We start from the raw sequence: 16,439 nt of genomic DNA, 5'->3' as shown, positions 1-16,439 counted from the left end.
CTGAGCCGGTGGCGCGGTCAGTGCAGCCCGAGAGTCATCCACTTGTCCGGGTTCCGCAGGGTCTCGAAACCGACCTTCTCGTACACACCGTGCGCGTCGGCGGTGGCGAGCATGATGCGACGCAGCCCGTACGGCTCCAGGTGGTCCCGGACGGCGGTCACGAGGGCGGTGCCGAGCCCGGTGCCGCGGGCCGGCCGGTCGACGTATACGTCGCAGAGCCAGGCGAAGGTGGCGTGGTCCGTGACGACCCGGGCGTAGGCGGCGATCTCCCCCGTCTCGCGGTGGTACGCGCCGAAGTTGAGGGAGCCGTCGACGGCCCGGTCCTGCTTGTCGCGCGGGCGGCCCAGTGCCCAGTACGCGTCGGTGGAGAGCCAGTGGTGGACCCGGGCCCGGTCGATCCGGGCCGGGTCGGTGGAGATCTCGTACGCGCCGTGCGTGAGGAGCGGTGTGGCGTTCGTGGTGCTCATGCCGGGCAGGCTTCCAGGCCGCCGCGGCGGTTGTCAGGTCATTTTGCGGGCCGTCTCAGGGGGCGAGTTCGTCGACGGCCGTCCGCAGCCGCCGCACCCCCTCGGCGATCTCGGCGGGCCCGGCCACGCCCGCGAAGCTCAGCCGGATGTGGCCGGCGGGGGGCTCGGCGCAGAAGTAGGGGCGGCCGGGGGCGACGGCAACGCCGGCCCGCAGGGCGCCCGCGACGAGGGCGGGCTCGGGGATGCCGTCGGGGAGCCTGAGCCAGAGCTGGTAGCCGCCGGAGGGGATGTGAGGCAGGGCGAGTTCGGGGAGGTGGAGGGCGAGGGCCCCGGTCATGACCTCGCGGCGGCTTCTGAGCTCCTGGGAGACGGCGCGCAGATGGCGGCTCCAGGCGGGCGAGCCGACGAGTTCCAGGGCGGCCTCCTGGAGCGGGCGGGCCACGAAGAAGCTGTCGACGACCTGGATGGCGCGCAGCCGTTCCAGGACGGGGCCCCGGGCGGCGAGGGCGCCGACGCGCAGGCTCGGTGAGGTGGGCTTGGTCAGGGAGCACACGTGCACGACCACGCCGTCCGCGTCCTCGGCGGCGAGGGGCGCGGGCAGCGGGGCGGCGTCCTCGTGGACGAGCCGGCGGGCGAAGTCGTCCTCGACGACGAAGGCACCGGCCGCGCGGGCGATCCTGACGACGTCACGCCGGCGCTCGGCGCCCAGGACGGCGCCGGTCGGGTTCTGGAAGAGCGGCTGGCAGACGAGGACCCGGGCGCCGGTGGCCCGGAAGGCGGCCTCCAGCAGGTCGGGGCGGACACCGTCGGCGTCGGCCGGGACGGGGACGGGACGCAGGCCGGCCGCGCGGGCGATCGCGAGCATGCCGGGGTAGGTCGGCGATTCGACGAGGACGTGCGTGCCGGGCGGGGCGAGGGCCCGCAGGGCGGTGGTGATGGCGGACTGGCCGCCTGCCGTGATGAGGACGTCGGCGGCGGTGACGGTGCCGCCGATCTCGCGGGCGAACCACTCGCGCAGTTCGGGCAGGCCGTCCGTGGGCGGCCGGCCCCAGGCGCCGGGGCGGCGGCCCGCGCGGGCCAGCGCGGCGGCCATGGCGCGTTCGGGCTGGAGCGAGGGGTGCAGATATCCGCCGTTGAACTCGACGACGCCCGGGGGCGGCGCCGACAGCGTCACGAGCACGCCGGAGGCGTCGACGGCCCGCGGGACCAGTTCGGTCGCGGTGTCGGCGCTGAGCGCCACCTCCTGCCAGGAGGTGTCCCCCACGACGGGCGTCTGCGCGCGGGGCTCGGCCCGGAACGCCCCGGCCCCCGGCCGGGTGACGACGAGGCCCTCGGCCGCTAGCTGGGCGAGGGCCCTGGTGACCGTCACCGGGGAGACCCGGTAGCGCTCGACGAGGGCACGGCTCGACGGCAGCTTTCCTCCGGGTGAGTAGCGGTTGAGTTCCGCCCTCAGGGAGTTGGCCAGTTCACCCACACTGCTACACTCTTGCATGACAGCACAGAATAGCGCTACTCCCACTTCGGCGATAGCGGTCGGCAGCGCCACCACCGCCTCCCCGCGGGCCCGCGGAACGCTCCTGGCCGCGCTGGGCGTGGTCTCGTTCTCGCTCACCTTCCCCTCCACCGCCTGGGGGCTCGAGAGCTTCGGCCCCTGGTCGCTGGTCGCCGTGCGCTCGACGCTCGCCGCGCTCATCGCGGGGGCCTTCCTGCTCGCGATGCGGGTGCCGCTGCCCGAGCGCCGCCACTGGGCCGGTCTCGCCGTCGTCGCCGGCGGTGTCGTGGTGGGCTTCCCGCTCCTGACGACCCTGGCCCTGCAGACCTCCACGACCTCGCACGCCGCCGTGGTCGTGGGCCTGCTGCCGCTCACCACGGCCACCCTCGCCGCGATCCGTACGGGCCGCCGGCCGTCGCGTACGTTCTGGATCGCCGCCGTCTCCGGCGCGGCGGTCGTCATCGCCTTCACGCTCCAGCAGAGCGGCGGCGCCCTGTCCACGGGCGATCTGTACCTTTTCGGCGCGCTCCTGGTCTGTGCGGCCGGGTACACCGAGGGCGGCCGGCTCGCCCAGCACATGCCGGGCTGGCACGTCATCGGCTGGGCGCTGATCCTCTGCCTGCCGCTGATGGTCGCGGGTTCGGCCGTCGCGCTGCCCTTCGAGCCGGTCAGCCTCAGCGCCCACGGCATCATCGGCCTTGTCTGGGTCGCGGCCGGCTCCACCTTCTTCGGCCTGTACGTCTGGTACCGCGGCATGGCGGCCATCGGTATCCCCAAGGCGAGCCAGCTCCAGCTCGCGCAGCCGCTGCTGACCCTCGTCTGGTCGGTCACGCTGCTCGGGGAGTCCCTGTCCCCCGCCGCACCCCTCGCCGCCGGCGCGGTGCTCGTCTGCATCGCGGTGACCCAGCGCGCGAAGAGCTGAACGCGCGCACGGGGGTGATGCGGGTCACAATGGCGGACGTAGACTCCGAAACAGGACAGGCACGGCCGCGAGGAGGTCACCCCGATGCAAGCGACAGTGGGCGACAAACTGCTGGTGCACGGCCGGACCGTCGGTCAGCACGACCGTACGGCCGAGGTCCTTCAGGTACTGGGCGAGAACGGCAACCCCCCGTACCGCGTGAAGTTCGACGACGACGGTCACGAGGCCCTGATGTCACCGGGCCCCGACACCGTCGTGCGTCACCACGAGAAGACGTGAACCGAATCGCCTAGCGCGGCGGGCGGACCCAGGTCGGGTAGTGATCGGCCACGACGGCGGCCATCGCCCCGATCCGGTCCGACGCGACTTCCTTCGCCGAGAAGTAGCAGTGCCCGCCCACCTTCGGATAGCGGCCGGCGAGCGTCAGATGGCGGGAGAGTTCCTTCGGGTCCCGCCAGGCCGCCGGCTGGGCCGGGTCGCCGCACTTGTAGAGCGCCTCGCCGATGTACAGGCTGACGCCCGTTCCCCGTACCGTCGCGTCCCACCAGGGCACGAGCTTGGCGTAGTCGGCGGCGGCGAAGCCGATGTGCCAGTAGAGCTGGGGGACGACGTAGTCGATCCAGCCCTCCTTGATCCATTTTCTGGTGTCGGCGTACAGCTCGTCGTAGGTCTGCCTCGCCTGGGTGTCCGAGCCCGCGGGGTCGGTGGCCGCGTTGCGCCAGACGCCGAACGGGCTGATACCGAAGGCCTGCTGCTTGCCGATCTCCTTGATCCGGGCGGCCGTCTCGGAGACCAGGAGGTCGATGTTGTTCCGCCGCCAGGACGCCCGGTCCCGGAAACCCGCGCCGTACCGCGCGAAGGCGGCGTCGTCGTCGAAGACCTGACCCGCGACCGGGTACGGATAGAAGTAGTCGTCCCAGTGCACGGCGTCGATGTCGTAGCGGCGGACCGCGTCGAGCATGGCGTCCTGGACGAAGCGGCGGACCTCGGGCAGGCCGGGGTTGTAGTAGAGCTGCCCGCCGTACCGGACGAGCCAGTCGGGGTGGCGCCGGCCCGGGTGGGCGGCGGACAGCCGGGCCGGGTCGGCGTGAAGCGCCACGCGGTACGGGTTGAACCAGGCGTGCAGCTCGAGGCCCCGCGCATGGGCCTCCGCGACGGCCGTCCCCAGCGGGTCCCAGCCCGGGTCGCGGCCCTGCACCCCGGTGAGGCACTCGGCCCACGGCTCGTGTGGGGATGGCCACAGGGCGTCGGCGCTCGGCCGCACCTGGAAGATCACGGTGTTCAGCCGTCGCTCGACGGCCGTGTCCAGATGGGCGAGGAGTTCGGCCCGCTGCCGCTCGGGGGCGAGGCCCGTACGGGAGGGCCAGTCACGGTTGAGGACCGTCGCCAGCCACATGCCGCGGAACTCACTCGCCGCCCGCGATCTCTTCCGTACCGACTCCGACTCCGACTCGTTCTCCGACGCCGGCTCCATCCCCGGCTCCGTCCCCGACGCCGTCCCCGACGCCGACGCGGGCGCGCTCGCGGTGCCGGCGGCGGCGGAAAGCGCGGCCAGCGCGGTGCCCGCCACGAACCCTCTTCTGCCGATGGGTCCCATATGTCATCCCTCAGGTGTCGGATACGTCACACGCATGAGCTGATGATGCCCGCCCCGGACGATCGATCATCGGTTAATGAGCGGTAACGTCGTGGGGTCGAGGCGGACGCACCGGAATGACACGGGGCCCGCTGCCAGAGAAGAGCGAAAGGCACGAGGTGACGGACTCCATGGCCGACATTGAGCGCGTCGGAGTGGTGGGCTGCGGCCAGATGGGCGCGGGCATCGCGGAGGTGTGTGCCCGCAGCGGTCTCGAGGTGAAGGTCGCCGAGACCACCGGCGAGGCACTGGAGATCGGCCGCACGCGGCTCTACAACTCGCTCGCGAAGGCCGCCGAACGCGGCAAGATCAGCGAGGAGGAGCGCGACGCGACGCTGGCGCGGCTCAGCTTCACCACCGACCTGGGCGAGTTCGCCGACCGCGACCTCGTCATCGAGGCCGTCGTGGAGAACGAGCAGGTCAAGACCGAGATCTTCCAGGTCCTGGACCAGGTGGTCACCCGGCAGGACGCGATCCTCGCCTCCAACACCTCCTCGATCCCCCTGGTGAAGCTCGCCGTGGCGACCTCGCGCCCCGACGCGGTCATCGGCATCCACTTCTTCAACCCGGCCCCGGTGCAGAAGCTCGTCGAGCTGATCCCGGCCCTCACCACCTCCGAGGGCACGATCAGCCGTGCGCAGGTCTTCGCCGAGAAGGTGCTCGGCAAGCACGCCATCCGCGCCCAGGACCGGTCGGGCTTCGTGGTCAACGCCCTCCTCGTCCCGTATCTGCTCTCCGCGATCCGTATGTTCGAGTCGGGCATCGCGAGCCGTGAGGACATCGACAACGGCATGGAGTTCGGCTGCGCCCACCCGATGGGCCCGCTGAAGCTCGCCGACCTCATCGGCCTGGACACGATCGCCTCGATCGCCGACTCGATGTACACCGAGTACAAGGAGCCGCTGTACGCCGCTCCCCCGCTCCTCCAGCGGATGGTGGACGCGGGCCGGCTCGGCCGCAAGACCGGCTCGGGCTTCTACCCGTACTCCTGAGCCGCCCCGATCACCGTTCGGCCCGTACACCCGCACAGGTACGGGCCGTTCGGCGTTCTTCCCGAGGTCAGCCGAGTCGCAGATGGTGGAGCATCAGCAGCCCGGCGGCCATGTTGGCGGCCGGGATCTCACCCCGGGCGATCATGTCCGGGACCAGTTTGAGCGGTATCCACTCACGCCGCGAGGACTCGAAGTCGTCCTCGGGGGGGCCGATGTACGTGGCCTCCTCGGCCCAGTAGAGGTGGTGCCGGGCGTCGGTGAGGCCGTTGGAGGGCTCGACGGTGAGGAGATGGCGCAGGGGTCCCGGGCGCCAGCCCGTCTCCTCCTCCATCTCGCGGGCCGCGGCCGTCTCCAGATCCTCGCCGTCCTCCACCACGCCGGCGGCCAGTTCCCAGCCCCAGCTGTCCGTGATGAAGCGGTGCCGCCAGAGCATGAGGACTTCGTTGGCCTCGTTGACGGCGGTCGCGACGGCGACCGGGCGGAGCCGGATCAGATAGTGGTCGAGGTGGCGGCCGTCCGGGAGTTCGACGTCCGCGAGGTTCACCCGGAACCAGCGGTTCTCATACACGGGCTGTTCGCTTAATTTCGTCCACTGCACGTTTCTGCCACCTTCCGATTGGTCGGTGGCAATATGGCAGCAGCCCAAGGCTCACAGGGGAACGCGTAGCGCCCCGTCGATGAGTTCGGCCGCCTCACGCGCGTCCCCGCAGTCGCTCGCCAGCAGGTGCTCCCGTACGAGCCGCAGCCGGTCGCGCAGTCGCTGCGACTCCATGCCGCGCGCCCGCTCGGTCATCTCCACGGCCGTCCGCGCCGCCTCGTCGGCCTCCCCCTGCAGCAGCTCGATCTGGCACAGCATCGCCAGCCGGTGCACCCTGCCCCGGTCGTGCGCCGGTGTCTCCACGGCCGCCCGCGCATGCTCCCGCGCCGCCGGAAGATCACCCAGACTGAGCAGAGCCTCCGCGACCTGCACATTGACGAGCCCCGGCTGCACATAGCCCGTCTCGGCCGGCTCGTGTCCAGGGCTGATCCGCTCCGCCTCCGCCTCCGCCCGCCGGATGCAGGTCAACGCCGCCGCCCCGTCGCCGAGATGGGCGTACGCCTTCGCCTGCATCGCGGAGAGATCGGCGGCGAGCGCCGGGGTGATCTGTCGCCCGGCCGCCCGCAGAGCCGCCTCGGCGAACGCCACCGCCTGCCGGAACTCCCCCATGAACAGAGACTGGTTGACGAGCAGCGCGATCACATACGCGCCGAGGCCCCGGTCCCCGCTCGCCTTCGCGAGGCGCAGCGCCTGATGGAAGTAGCGCTGCGCGAGTCCGTGCGCGTCGGAGTCGTAGGCGCAGATGCCGGCCACCGCCACCAGACCGCCCGTGGCGCGGTGCAGCTGCCGGCCGAGATCGTCGCTGTACGCGCCCCGCAGCAGCGGCGCGGTCTCGGTGTTGAGGAAGCCGACGACCCGCGCGCGGGTCGCGATGCCGCCGGCCTTGCGATACATCTGCTCGTAGTGCGCACGGGCGGCGCGGAGCATCGTGATGTCGGCCATCGACACCCTGGTCCGGCCGTCGCGAGACACGTCGGAGTCCTCCGGCGGGTTCTCCCACTCCCAGACCGGCATCACGGCGGGGGTACCGGTGACGGCCTGCGCCCCGAGTATGTGCGGCCGCTGCTGCTCGTCGGAGCGCCAGAGGGCGGTGGCCCGCTCGACGAACCCGGAGAGCGGCGAACCGTGCACGACGGCCTCGCCGCCCCGCACGCCCAGGCCGATGTCGTCGAGGGTGACCGCCCGGTGCAGCCGGGCGGCCAGCACCTCGCAGATCAGGTCGGGGACCTGGCCCCGCGGCCGCTGCCCCTTCAACCAGCGGGCCACGGCCGTGTGTTCGTATCGTAGGGCGAGGCCACGGGAGCGGCCCGCCTGGTTCACATGGGCGGCCAGGCCGGCGTGTGAGACGCCCGCCTCGTCGAGCAGGGCGTCGAGCAGGGTGTTGGGCTGCATGGCCCCTCCCTCGGTCCATGGGCAGGCTCAGCGTAGCGGCGGGCGGTTTCGCACGGGGTGTGAATGAAGTGCCCGTATTTCCGGTCCGTGCACGCTGCCGCCGTCCCGTCCGGACCTGTTGACTGGGCGCCTCGCCGCAAGGCGACCGGGCCGCCGGCTCCCCCTCGTACAGTGCGGCGGCCCGCACTCGCCGCCCGCCCTGCCGACCTGCCCGACACTCCGTGGCAGGGCGGGCGGCACGACCGTTCCCATCGCTCACCAGTGAGGGGAGGGCTCAGGTCGGGTACGGCGCAGCCCGGGTTCGGCGGGCTGCGCCGGAACCCGCATCCGGTCGTTGCGGACGACCAACAGGGCGACGTCGTCGGCGAGTCGGCCGCGGGTGTGCCGCAGCAGGGCGGTGTGCACACGACGGACGAGCGCGGCAGGCGGAACGGACACGTCCCGGGCGGCCTCGGCCAGGACCGCTTCGAGGGCGAAGAAGCGACCGGCCCCGTCGCGGGCGTCCTCGGCACCGTCGGTGTGCAGGAAGAGCGCCTCGCCCGGCAGGAGCCGGGTGCAGTGGTACGAGGTGAGGTCGGCGGGCAGCGGGAAGGCGCCGAGCGGCGGGAGCGGGTCGCCGACGGGGACGGACTCCACCCGGTGGCCGATCCGGTAGGGCCCGGGGTGCCCGCAGTTGAGGGCGTACACGTCCCCGTCCGGGCTGATCTCCAGGAGCAGCACGGTGACGAACTCCTCGGCCGCGGGATGCTCCGGCTCACGTCCCTGACAGGCCGCCGGGTGTTCGTCGCGGGCCCGTTCGCGCAGATGCCTGCCGAGCGCCCGGTCGAGCCGGCGCAGGACGCCGCCGAGTTCGGGTTCGTCATGGGCGGCCTCGCGGAAGCTGCCGAGCACGGCGACCACGGCACCGAGGGCCGCGAGACCGTGGCCCCGGACGTCCCCGATGACGATCCGCACACCGTAGGGCGTGGCCACCGCCTCGTACAGATCCCCGCCGACGGCCGCGCCCCGGGAGGCGGAGAGCTGGCCGGCCGCGACGGACAGGCCGTCGAGCCGGGGCGGCGGCGGGCGCAGCAGCACGCTCTGTGTGGCGTGCGCGATGGCCCGCATCCGCTTCAGCTCGCGCGAGAGGCCGCGGCGGATGCCGAGGATCAGCCCGGTGCCGACGGTGAAGAAGACCACGCTGGTCGCGATGCGCATGGGGAGGCCCGGTTGCTGGGCCAGCGGACAGCCGAGTTTCCAGGTCACGGCCACGGCACCCCAGAGGGTGGGAAGGGCGAGTGGTCCCAGCCGGCGCAGCCGGGAGTCGTCGGAGAGCAACGTCCTGGTACGGATCATGCACGGCCCTTCCTGAGGCCCTGCAGCGCCCGAAGGCCCTGCGGCACACAGGCCCGCCCCTGTGGCCGCGTCGATTCTCCCGACCGTATGGGGGACGGGGGAACACCGACCGGACATCTCACCCGAAGGAGTGAGCGCCCCCGGCGCGCCGCGGCGCGCCACCCGTCCGCCACCCGCACAGGAGGGGGAATCCCGCACGGGTGCCCCCCTCGGCATCAGGTCGTCGTGCGGCGCACGATGTCGACGACCCGTTGGTAGAGCCGCTCCGCCTCGGTCAGGTCGCCGCGCAGGCGCAGGACGGCGCCCAGGGCGTTCAGCGGCGGGGCGAGACGTGTGTCGTCGGGACCGTAGGCGCTTTCGTAGAGGTGCACCGCGTGGCGCAGGGCCTCTTCCGCCTCGGCGGGTCGGCCCAGGGCTTCGAGCAGGATGCCCAGGGCCGACGCCGCATCGGCCGTCTCGGCCGAGGCGGGACCGGGCGTGCCGCGCGCGAGCCGGAGCGCCGCCCGCAGCGCGCGCTCGGCCTCCGCGTAGCGGCCGCCGGCCCGGTGCCACCGGGCCCGCGCCAGGTGCTCGCGCACGCGGCGCCGGGGTGTCGTCGGGTCCGTCGTCGTGTCCGTCGTCGTGTCCACGAGGCACCCCTACGCGGGGACCTTCGCCTTCGGCCGGCGGTGCACGGCGTTTCCCGCGAGGTGCCGGACGACGTACTCCGCGTCCCGGCCGGCGCCTCCGATGAGCATCGAAGCGAAGGCGTACTGGAAGGCCAGGCCGACGAAGTACAGCCCGGGCGACGAGGGCACCACGCCGCGTTCCTCGAGCGGCCAGCCGTCGTCGTCCGTGACCGGGATGTCGATCCAGGAGAAGTCCTGCCGGAAGCCGGTGCACCAGACGACGTTGGCGACGTCGAGCACACGGCCCCCGTCGAGGACGGGCAGTCCGTCGCGCACACCGGCGGTCCGTTCCGGGACCATCTCGACGCCTGCGCGGGAGAGGTCGGCCCGCTTGATCCGGATCAGCGGCCCGCCATGGGCTCTGACCTCGGGACGGATCTTGCGGCCGATGGGGGTCCGGAGAGTCAGCAGGTGCTGCGCCAGGAACCACAGGGCCGGGAAGATCACGTGGGCCGGCCCGCCCTCGATGTCGAACGGGATCTCGCCGTGGATCGGCCCGCTGAGCACGGTCGGGTGGCCCGCCGAGCCCACCTCGTAGGCGACGTCCCCGCCGGAGTGCGAGGCTCCGACCACGAGCACGCCGCCGGGCCGCAGCTGAGCGGGATTCTTGTAGGCGCTGGAGTGCAGCTGTGTGATGCGCGGGTCGAGCGCGTCCGCGAAGGCAGGGATGTACGGGGTCCGGCCGAATGTGCCGGAGGCGACGACCACGTTGTCGCACACATAGGCCGTGGTGTCCGTCTCCACGACGTACCGCCCGTCCTCGCGGCCCACCCGCTGTACGCGCTGCCCGTTGCGCACGGGCAGCCCGAAGGTGGCGGCGTACGTCTCCAGGAAGTCGGCCATCTCGTCCTTGGTGGGGAACGACATCGGCGGCGCGGGGAAGCGCATCCCGGGCAGCGAGGCGACGCGCGCCGGACTGAACAGGCGCAGGGAGTCCCAGTGGCACCGCCAGTTGTCGCCGATGCGGTCGTTGCCGTCCAGGACGACGAACGGAAGGCCGCGCCCGGCGAGGTGGTATCCGGTCGCGAGACCCGCCTGACCGGCGCCGATCACGACCGTCTCGATGTGTTCAACCCTGTCGGTGAGGTTCATCGTCGGCCTCCTCGGTCGTTCCTTGTGTTCGACACTAGGAACGTGGGAGGCACGACGGCTTCGGGAGAACGCCCCAACCGCGCGGCTCGACGGCGATGGGTGATTCTGTCCAATGTGCCGGTGCCCGAAGCCCATCTGGTGGGCCTCGGAATCGCCGCGTGGCTGCGGCGCGCGCATCCCTGGGCGCTGCTGCACGTCGGCGCGGCGGTCGCCGGCGGCTCGGGCTGGGCTCTGGCGTCGTTCCTGCCCGTCGCCGTGTGTACGCACGGCGAGGTGCTGCGCGAGGAACGAGCCCTCACTGCCGCGTTCGGTGAGGAGTACCGGCGCTATCGGGCCTCCGTGCCCCGCTATCTGCCGCGTCCTGGCCGCTGCGCCGCCCGCTGACCAGGTCGTGCTCGTAGGCGTACGCCGTGGCCGCGGACCGTGAGGAGAGGCCGAGCTTGCCGAAGATGTTGCTCAGGTGCCGGGCCACCGTCTTCTCGCTGAGAACCAGGTCGGCGGCTATCGCATGGTTGGTCCGGCCGGTGGCGACGAGTCGCAGGACCTCGATCTCGCGCGGGCTGAGCCTGGTGTCGTCGGCGGGCCGGTCGCGGGTGGGCGTGTCGAGCCGGGCCAGGTCGGGGGCCGCGCCGAGCTGCCGGAACACCTGACGCGCCGCGTCGAGTTCCAGCCGGGCCGTGTCGGCGTCGCCGAGCCGCTGCCGTGCCCGGCCGACCAGGACGCGGGACCGTGCCCGGTCGTACGGAGCGTCGAGTTCCGCCCAGGTCCGGGACGCGTCGAGCAGGGTGTCGAGCGCGGCCCTGGCATCGCCCTCGGCCAGGAGTACGGCCCCGCGGGCATGCGCGGCGACGGCGGACAGCAGCGGGGCGCCGATGTCGTCGGCGATCCCCGACAGCTCGTCCGCCGCGCCGCGGGCCGCGGCCACGTCGTCGGCGGCCAGCATGATCTCCACGTACGCGGCCAGTACCTTCGCCCGGCCGAGCCGGTCCGGCGTCTCGTCCGCGGCACCCCTGATCGCCGCGACGGCCGCGTCGACCCGGCCCTGGGCCAGCCACAGCAGCGCGAGTCCCGGCCGTGCCGGGTGCCCGCTCCGGTCCGCCCGGCGGTAGCCCTCCTCCGCCTTCGTGAACGCACCGCGTACCCGGTGCAGCTCGGCCTGCTGGTAGAGGGCCATGCCGAGCGCCGGGTGGCCCGGCGACTCGGAGAGCCGGTCGCACGCCTGCCGCGCCTCGTCCAGCGCGTCGGGCCATGCGCCGCGGGTCTGGAGCACCTGGGAGCGGTGGACCAGGCACTGGCCGCGGTACGGCACGAGGTCCGGCTGGGAGGCGCACCATTCGGACAGCGCCGCCGTCCACTCCTGCGCGCGGCGCAGGTCGAACATCTCCTGGCAGGCCTCGATGACGCTGCAGTAGACGATGCCGGTCACGAGCGGCGACAGCTCGCCGGAGGTGACCGCGACCATGCTCTCGTCGAGGAGCGTCACACCGGCGGCGATCTCTCCCCCGGCGATCAGCGCCCGGCCCTGGCCGTGCCGTGCGAGGGCCACCAGCTCCGGGTCCGCGAAACGTTCGCCGATCTCGACCGCCTTGGTGAAGACGGCGTGCGCCGCCTCGGCGTCGCCCTCGTAGACGAGCCGCACGCCGGAGGGGAACAGCACATAGCCCTGCTCCACACAGTCGAGCCGCCCGTCGTCGATCAGTCGCTGCCCTCGGGCGAGCCAGCCGCCGCCGCGGGCCACGTCGCCCTTCAGGATGAGCGGCATCGCCATCCAGAAGGCGCACCGCACCGCTCGCGCCGGCAGGCCCAGACGCAGGTACGCATGATGCGCCCGCTCGGTCGCCGCGCCGCTCTCCGCGTCGTGTCCGACCAGATAGGCGGCGGTGGCCAGCCGTACGAGGTCGTCGGGGTCGAGCGGATCCTCCCGGTCGGCGCGCGACAACCGGGTGTAGGCGTCCCGCCATGCCTGACGACCGAAAGCGTCCCTGGCCTGTTCGAGTTCCGCAGCGACGTCCATGGCGCCTCCTCCCCCATTGCACCTCGCGATCGCGGGCTTGTCAGGCCGAGGAACCCCGGGGGGAACGCCGGAGGGGGCCGGCCCGGTGGTGTCCGGGCCGGCCCCCTCCTGAGGGTTCCGCGATCAGGCGCCGCGCAGGACGGCGCCCGTGCGCTCGGCCGCGAGGGCCACGGCCGCGTCACGCGCGGCACTGGCCTCGTCGACCGTGAGGGTGCGGTCCGTGGCGCGGAACTTCAGCGCGTACGCCAGGGACTTCCGGCCCTCGCCGAGCTGGTCGCCGGTGTAGACGTCGAACAGCCGGATGGACTCGAGGAGTTCACCGGCGCCGTCGCGCAGCGCGGCCTCGACCGTGTCGGTCGGGACCTTCGCGTCGACGACCAGGGCGACGTCCTGCGTGGCCACCGGGAAGGAGGAGATGCTCGGGGCCTTCAGCGGGCCTTCGTTCGCCTTCTCCACCAGGTCCAGGTCCAGCTCCATCGCGCAGGTGCGGTCCGGCAGGCCGAGCGCCTTCACGACGCGCGGGTGCAGCTCACCGCCGTGGCCGACGAGGGTCTTCTCGCCGTCCACCACGACATGGAACGCGGCGCAGCGGCCCGGGTGCCACGGGGCGTGCTGGTCGGCGCTGATGATCAGCTCGACACCGGCCTCGGCGGCGACGGTGCGCGCCGCCTGGATGGCGTCGGCCCAGTCGGAGGGGCGGCCCTTGCCCCACCAGCCGGCCTGCTCACGGGCGCCGGCGAGGACGACGGCGACCCGGCGCGGCTGCGCGGGCAGCGCGGCGTTGACCGTGGCGATCTCCTCGTCGGTGGGACGACGGTCGACGGGCAGCCGGACGGCGACACCCGGCTGCTCGCCCGGCCGGAAGACCAGACCGGTCTCGAAGAGCGCCAGGTCGTGGCTGCCGCGTCCGTCGTTGCGGCGCAGCGCGCCGAGCAGGCCCGGCAGCAGCGTCGTACGGAGCGCGGGCTCCTCGTCGGAGAGCGGGTTGACCAGCGTGACCACGCGGCGGCGGGCGTCGTCCGCGTCCAGGCCGAGCTGGTCGAAGACCTGCTCGCCGATGAACGGGTAGTTCAGCGCCTCCACGTAGCCGGCCCCGGCCAGCGCGCGGCCGACCCGGCGGTGGGTGCGCTGGCGCTCGGTGAGGCCGCGCCCGGCCGGAGGCTTGGGCAGTGTGGAGGGCAGGTTCTCGTACCCCTCCAGGCGGATGACCTCTTCGGCCAGGTCGTTCGGCACGAACAGGTCGGGGCGCCACGACGGGACGGTGACGACGAGTTCGTCCTGCCCGTAGACGTCGCAGCCGATCTCCTGGAGGCGGCGGACGACGGTCTCGCGACCGTAGTCGACGCCCGCGACGCGGTCCGGGTGGTTCGCCGGCATGGTGACCGTGCGGGGCGCGGTCGGGGCGACGATCTCGGTGACACCGGCCTCGGCCGTGCCGCCCGCGAGCAGCACGAGCAGGTCGACCGTGCGCTGCGCGGCCGCCGCGGCGGCCTGCGGGTCGACGCCGCGCTCGAAGCGCCTGGACGCCTCGGAGGGCAGCTTGTGGCGGCGGGCCGTGCGCGCGATCGAGATCGCGTCGAAGTGCGCGGCCTCGATGACGACCTCGGTGGTGCCCGTGACGATGCCCGTCTCGGGGTCGGTCACCGGGTCGGCGATCTCCGTGTTGGCGCCGCCCATGACGCCCGCGATGCCGATCGGCCCGCGGTTGTCGGTGATGACCAGGTCCCCGGAGTCGAGGACGCGCTTGGCGCCGTCGAGCGTGGTGATCGTCTCTTCGGCGGCGGCGCGGCGGACCCCGATGGGGCCGTCGAGCCGGGTGCGGTCGTAGGCGTGCAGCGGCTGGCCGAGCTCGAGCATCACGTAGTTGGTGATGTCCACGGCGAGGGAGATCGGGCGCATGCCGGCCTTCTGGAGGCGGCGCTGCAGCCAGATCGGGGAGCGGGCCTCGGGGTCGAGGCCGACCACCGTACGGGCGGTGAAGCGGTCGCAGCCGATCGGGTCGGCGATCTGGACCGGGTAGCCGTACGAGTTCGGCGCGGGCACGTCGAGGAGCGCCGGGTCGCGCAGCGGCAGGCCGTACGCGATGGCGGTCTCGCGGGCGACGCCGCGCATCGAGAGGCAGTAGCCGCGGTCGGGCGTGACGGCGATGTCGAGGACCTCGTCGTACAGCTCCAGGAGCTTGGTGGCGTCGATGCCGACCTCGTGCTCCGGCGGGAGCACGATGATGCCGTGCGAGCCGTCGTCGCCCATGCCGAGCTCGCCGCCCGAGCAGATCATGCCGCGGGAGACCCGGCCGTACGTCTTGCGCTCGGCGATCTGGAAGTCGCCGGGGAGCACGGCGCCGGGCAGCGCCACGACGACCTTGTCGCCCTCGGCGAAGTTCCGGGCGCCGCAGATGATCTCCTGGGGCTCGCCGGTGCCGTTGGCCTGGCCGACGTCGACGGTACAGAAGCGGATGGGCTTCTTGAACTCCGTCAGCTCCTCGATGGTGAGGACCTTGCCGACCACCAGCGGGCCGGTCAGGCCGGCACCGAGCTGCTCGACCGTCTCGACCTCGAGTCCTGCCGAAATGAGCTTGGCCTGGACGTCGCGTCCGGTCTCCGTCGCCGGCAGGTCGACGTACTCCCGCAGCCAAGAAAGCGGGACCCGCATCAGATCTCCATCCCGAACGGCCGGGTGAACCGGACGTCACCCTCGACCATGTCTCGCATGTCTTCGACGTTGTGGCGGAACATCAGCATCCGCTCGATGCCGAACCCGAAGGCGAATCCGCTGTACTTCTCCGGGTCGACACCGCAGGCGACGAGCACCTTGGGGTTGACCATGCCGCAGCCGCCCAGCTCGATCCAGCCCTCGCTGCCGCAGGTGCGGCAGGGCCGGTCGGGGTTGCCGACGGACTCGCCGCGGCAGACGTAGCAGAGCATGTCCATCTCGGCGGACGGCTCGGTGAACGGGAAGAAGTTCGGACGGAGCCGGGTCTTCATGTCGGGCCCGAAGAGCGCCTGGACCATGTGGTCGAGGGTGCCCTTGAGGTCGGCCATGGTCAGGCCCTCGTCGACGGCGAGCAGCTCGATCTGGTGGAAGACCGGGGTGTGCGTGGCGTCGAGCTCGTCGGTGCGGTAGACGCGGCCGGGGCACACGACGTAGACCGGGGGCTCCCGGTCGATGAGCGTGCGGGCCTGCACCGGGGAGGTGTGCGTGCGCAGCACGACGCCGGACTCGTCGCCCGTGGTGCCTTCGGGGCCCTGAACGAAGAAGGTGTCCTGCATCTGGCGCGCCGGGTGGTCCGGGACGAAGTTGAGGGCGTCGAAGTTGAACCACTCCGCCTCGACCTCGGGGCCCTCGGCGACCTCGTAGCCCATGGAGACGAAGACGTCGGCGACCCGCTCCATGAGCGTGGTCAGCGGGTGGCGGGCACCGGCCGGGACGCGGTCGTACGGCAGGGTGACGTCCACCGCCTCCTCGACCAGGACGCGGGCGTCGCGCTCGGCCTCCAGCTCGGCCTGCCGGGCGGCGAGGGCCTTGGAGACCGCACCGCGGGCCTGGCCCACGAGCTTTCCGGCCGCGGCCTTGGCCTGCGGCGGCAGCGCGCCGATCTCCCGGTTGGCCAGCGCGAGCGGCGAGGTGCCACCGGTGTGCGCGACCTTCGCGTGCGCGAGCGCGTCGAGGTCACCCGCGGCGGCGAAGGCGGCGAGCGCCTCGTCCCGCATGCGCTCGATCTCTTCCGGTTTCAAGGCCTCGACCTCGACCGGGTCGTACGACTTATTGGGTGCGGACATCTCTTCCCGTGCTTCCGTTTGGCTGGCTGGGCGCGGCCCCGCTCGACGACAA

General features: G+C 72.7%; 16 protein-coding genes. 5 read left to right on the top strand and 11 right to left on the bottom strand.

The features are described 5' to 3' along the window. Positions 1 to 17 precede the first annotated feature (17 nt). Both ABZ939_RS01220 and ABZ939_RS01215 read right to left on the bottom strand, forming a co-directional pair. On the bottom strand, positions 18 to 467 hold the full coding sequence (locus ABZ939_RS01220; RefSeq protein ID WP_361847364.1) for a GNAT family N-acetyltransferase: 450 nt from the start codon (positions 465 to 467) through the stop codon (positions 18 to 20). A gap of 55 nt (positions 468 to 522) precedes the next feature. Further along, positions 523 to 1,959: a PLP-dependent aminotransferase family protein gene (locus tag ABZ939_RS01215; RefSeq protein ID WP_361847361.1), complete on the bottom strand. Its 1,437-nt coding sequence runs from the start codon at positions 1,957 to 1,959 to the stop codon at positions 523 to 525. Here ABZ939_RS01215 and ABZ939_RS01210 point away from each other — a divergent pair. Continuing rightward, entirely contained in the window at positions 1,958 to 2,881 is a 924-nt protein-coding gene (locus tag ABZ939_RS01210; RefSeq protein WP_361847358.1) for a DMT family transporter, read from the top strand. The two genes, ABZ939_RS01215 and ABZ939_RS01210, sit on opposite strands and share 2 nt — an antisense overlap. Before the next feature lie 84 nt (positions 2,882 to 2,965). Further along, complete coding sequence (locus ABZ939_RS01205) at positions 2,966 to 3,160, top strand: DUF1918 domain-containing protein (RefSeq protein WP_361847356.1); 195 nt, start codon at positions 2,966 to 2,968, stop codon at positions 3,158 to 3,160. A 10-nt stretch (positions 3,161 to 3,170) separates the two neighbouring features. Here the strand turns inward: ABZ939_RS01205 and ABZ939_RS01200 are convergent, their stop codons facing one another. Then, complete coding sequence (locus ABZ939_RS01200; protein WP_361847946.1) at positions 3,171 to 4,355, bottom strand: family 10 glycosylhydrolase; 1,185 nt, start codon at positions 4,353 to 4,355, stop codon at positions 3,171 to 3,173. Here ABZ939_RS01200 and ABZ939_RS01195 point away from each other — a divergent pair. Together ABZ939_RS01195 and ABZ939_RS01190 are read left to right on the top strand one after the other, a co-directional pair. Next, complete coding sequence (locus tag ABZ939_RS01195; RefSeq protein WP_361847966.1) at positions 4,276 to 4,521, top strand: hypothetical protein; 246 nt, start codon at positions 4,276 to 4,278, stop codon at positions 4,519 to 4,521. The genes ABZ939_RS01200 and ABZ939_RS01195 overlap by 80 nt on opposite strands. A gap of 127 nt (positions 4,522 to 4,648) precedes the next feature. Then, positions 4,649 to 5,509 carry a 3-hydroxybutyryl-CoA dehydrogenase gene (locus tag ABZ939_RS01190; RefSeq protein WP_361847354.1) on the top strand — a complete coding sequence of 287 codons (861 nt, stop codon included), beginning with the start codon at positions 4,649 to 4,651 and terminating at the stop codon, positions 5,507 to 5,509. A gap of 67 nt (positions 5,510 to 5,576) precedes the next feature. Here ABZ939_RS01190 and ABZ939_RS01185 read toward each other — a convergent pair whose 3' ends face one another. The 5 genes from ABZ939_RS01185 to ABZ939_RS01165 all read right to left on the bottom strand — a co-directional run bounded on the left by ABZ939_RS01185 (position 5,577) and on the right by ABZ939_RS01165 (position 10,594). Beyond that, entirely contained in the window at positions 5,577 to 6,107 is a 531-nt protein-coding gene (locus ABZ939_RS01185) for an NUDIX hydrolase (protein ID WP_361847352.1), read from the bottom strand. A gap of 51 nt (positions 6,108 to 6,158) precedes the next feature. Then, positions 6,159 to 7,499, bottom strand: a complete 1,341-nt coding sequence (locus ABZ939_RS01180; RefSeq protein WP_361847350.1) for a transcriptional regulator — start codon at positions 7,497 to 7,499, stop codon at positions 6,159 to 6,161. Positions 7,500 to 7,754: 255 nt separating this feature from the next. Next, a complete protein-coding gene (locus ABZ939_RS01175; protein WP_361847348.1) occupies positions 7,755 to 8,834 on the bottom strand; it encodes a PP2C family protein-serine/threonine phosphatase in 1,080 nt (359 codons plus the stop codon). A gap of 215 nt (positions 8,835 to 9,049) precedes the next feature. Then, entirely contained in the window at positions 9,050 to 9,463 is a 414-nt protein-coding gene (locus ABZ939_RS01170) for a tetratricopeptide repeat protein (RefSeq protein ID WP_361847346.1), read from the bottom strand. 9 nt (positions 9,464 to 9,472) lie between these two features. Continuing rightward, positions 9,473 to 10,594 (bottom strand): NAD(P)-binding domain-containing protein, encoded by a 1,122-nt coding sequence (locus ABZ939_RS01165; protein WP_361847343.1) that lies wholly within the window; start codon positions 10,592 to 10,594, stop codon positions 9,473 to 9,475. A gap of 120 nt (positions 10,595 to 10,714) precedes the next feature. Here ABZ939_RS01165 and ABZ939_RS01160 point away from each other — a divergent pair, with 120 nt between their 5' ends. Continuing rightward, positions 10,715 to 10,978 carry a hypothetical protein gene (locus ABZ939_RS01160; protein ID WP_361847340.1) on the top strand — a complete coding sequence of 88 codons (264 nt, stop codon included), beginning with the start codon at positions 10,715 to 10,717 and terminating at the stop codon, positions 10,976 to 10,978. Here the strand turns inward: ABZ939_RS01160 and ABZ939_RS01155 are convergent. The 3 genes from ABZ939_RS01155 to pheS form a co-directional block, all read right to left on the bottom strand. After that, positions 10,890 to 12,608: a response regulator transcription factor gene (locus tag ABZ939_RS01155; protein ID WP_361847337.1), complete on the bottom strand. Its 1,719-nt coding sequence runs from the start codon at positions 12,606 to 12,608 to the stop codon at positions 10,890 to 10,892. The genes ABZ939_RS01160 and ABZ939_RS01155 overlap by 89 nt on opposite strands. A gap of 123 nt (positions 12,609 to 12,731) precedes the next feature. After that, positions 12,732 to 15,260, bottom strand: coding sequence for a phenylalanine--tRNA ligase subunit beta (gene pheT / locus ABZ939_RS01150; RefSeq protein ID WP_361847334.1), 2,529 nt, complete (start codon positions 15,258 to 15,260; stop codon positions 12,732 to 12,734). Beyond that, positions 15,260 to 16,387, bottom strand: coding sequence for a phenylalanine--tRNA ligase subunit alpha (pheS, locus tag ABZ939_RS01145; protein ID WP_361438928.1), 1,128 nt, complete (start codon positions 16,385 to 16,387; stop codon positions 15,260 to 15,262). Before pheS ends, pheT begins: the two co-directional genes overlap by 1 nt. Positions 16,388 to 16,439 lie beyond the last annotated feature (52 nt).

It is taken from the genome of Streptomyces sp. NPDC046712, assembly GCF_040645695.1.
GTDB lineage: Bacteria > Actinomycetota > Actinomycetes > Streptomycetales > Streptomycetaceae > Streptomyces.
The sequence above is the reverse complement of the archived record's forward strand: the minus strand, read 5'-3'. Positions and strand labels throughout refer to the sequence as shown.

Excerpts from the sequence above, each read along its gene's own strand:
- ABZ939_RS01220 (WP_361847364.1), bottom strand. The coding sequence starts at position 467 with ATGAGCACCACGAACGCCACACCGCTCCTCACGCACGGCGCGTACGAG.
- ABZ939_RS01210 (WP_361847358.1), top strand. The coding sequence starts at position 1,958 with ATGACAGCACAGAATAGCGCTACTCCCACTTCGGCGATAGCGGTCGGC.
- ABZ939_RS01215 (WP_361847361.1), bottom strand. The coding sequence starts at position 1,959 with ATGCAAGAGTGTAGCAGTGTGGGTGAACTGGCCAACTCCCTGAGGGCG.
- ABZ939_RS01205 (WP_361847356.1), top strand. The coding sequence starts at position 2,966 with ATGCAAGCGACAGTGGGCGACAAACTGCTGGTGCACGGCCGGACCGTC.
- ABZ939_RS01195 (WP_361847966.1), top strand. The coding sequence starts at position 4,276 with ATGCCGCGGAACTCACTCGCCGCCCGCGATCTCTTCCGTACCGACTCC.
- ABZ939_RS01200 (WP_361847946.1), bottom strand. The coding sequence starts at position 4,355 with ATGGAGCCGGCGTCGGAGAACGAGTCGGAGTCGGAGTCGGTACGGAAG.
- ABZ939_RS01190 (WP_361847354.1), top strand. The coding sequence starts at position 4,649 with ATGGCCGACATTGAGCGCGTCGGAGTGGTGGGCTGCGGCCAGATGGGC.
- ABZ939_RS01180 (WP_361847350.1), bottom strand. The coding sequence starts at position 7,499 with ATGCAGCCCAACACCCTGCTCGACGCCCTGCTCGACGAGGCGGGCGTC.
- ABZ939_RS01175 (WP_361847348.1), bottom strand. The coding sequence starts at position 8,834 with ATGATCCGTACCAGGACGTTGCTCTCCGACGACTCCCGGCTGCGCCGG.
- ABZ939_RS01165 (WP_361847343.1), bottom strand. The coding sequence starts at position 10,594 with ATGAACCTCACCGACAGGGTTGAACACATCGAGACGGTCGTGATCGGC.
- ABZ939_RS01155 (WP_361847337.1), bottom strand. The coding sequence starts at position 12,608 with ATGGACGTCGCTGCGGAACTCGAACAGGCCAGGGACGCTTTCGGTCGT.
- pheT (WP_361847334.1), bottom strand. The coding sequence starts at position 15,260 with ATGCGGGTCCCGCTTTCTTGGCTGCGGGAGTACGTCGACCTGCCGGCG.
- pheS (WP_361438928.1), bottom strand. The coding sequence starts at position 16,387 with ATGTCCGCACCCAATAAGTCGTACGACCCGGTCGAGGTCGAGGCCTTG.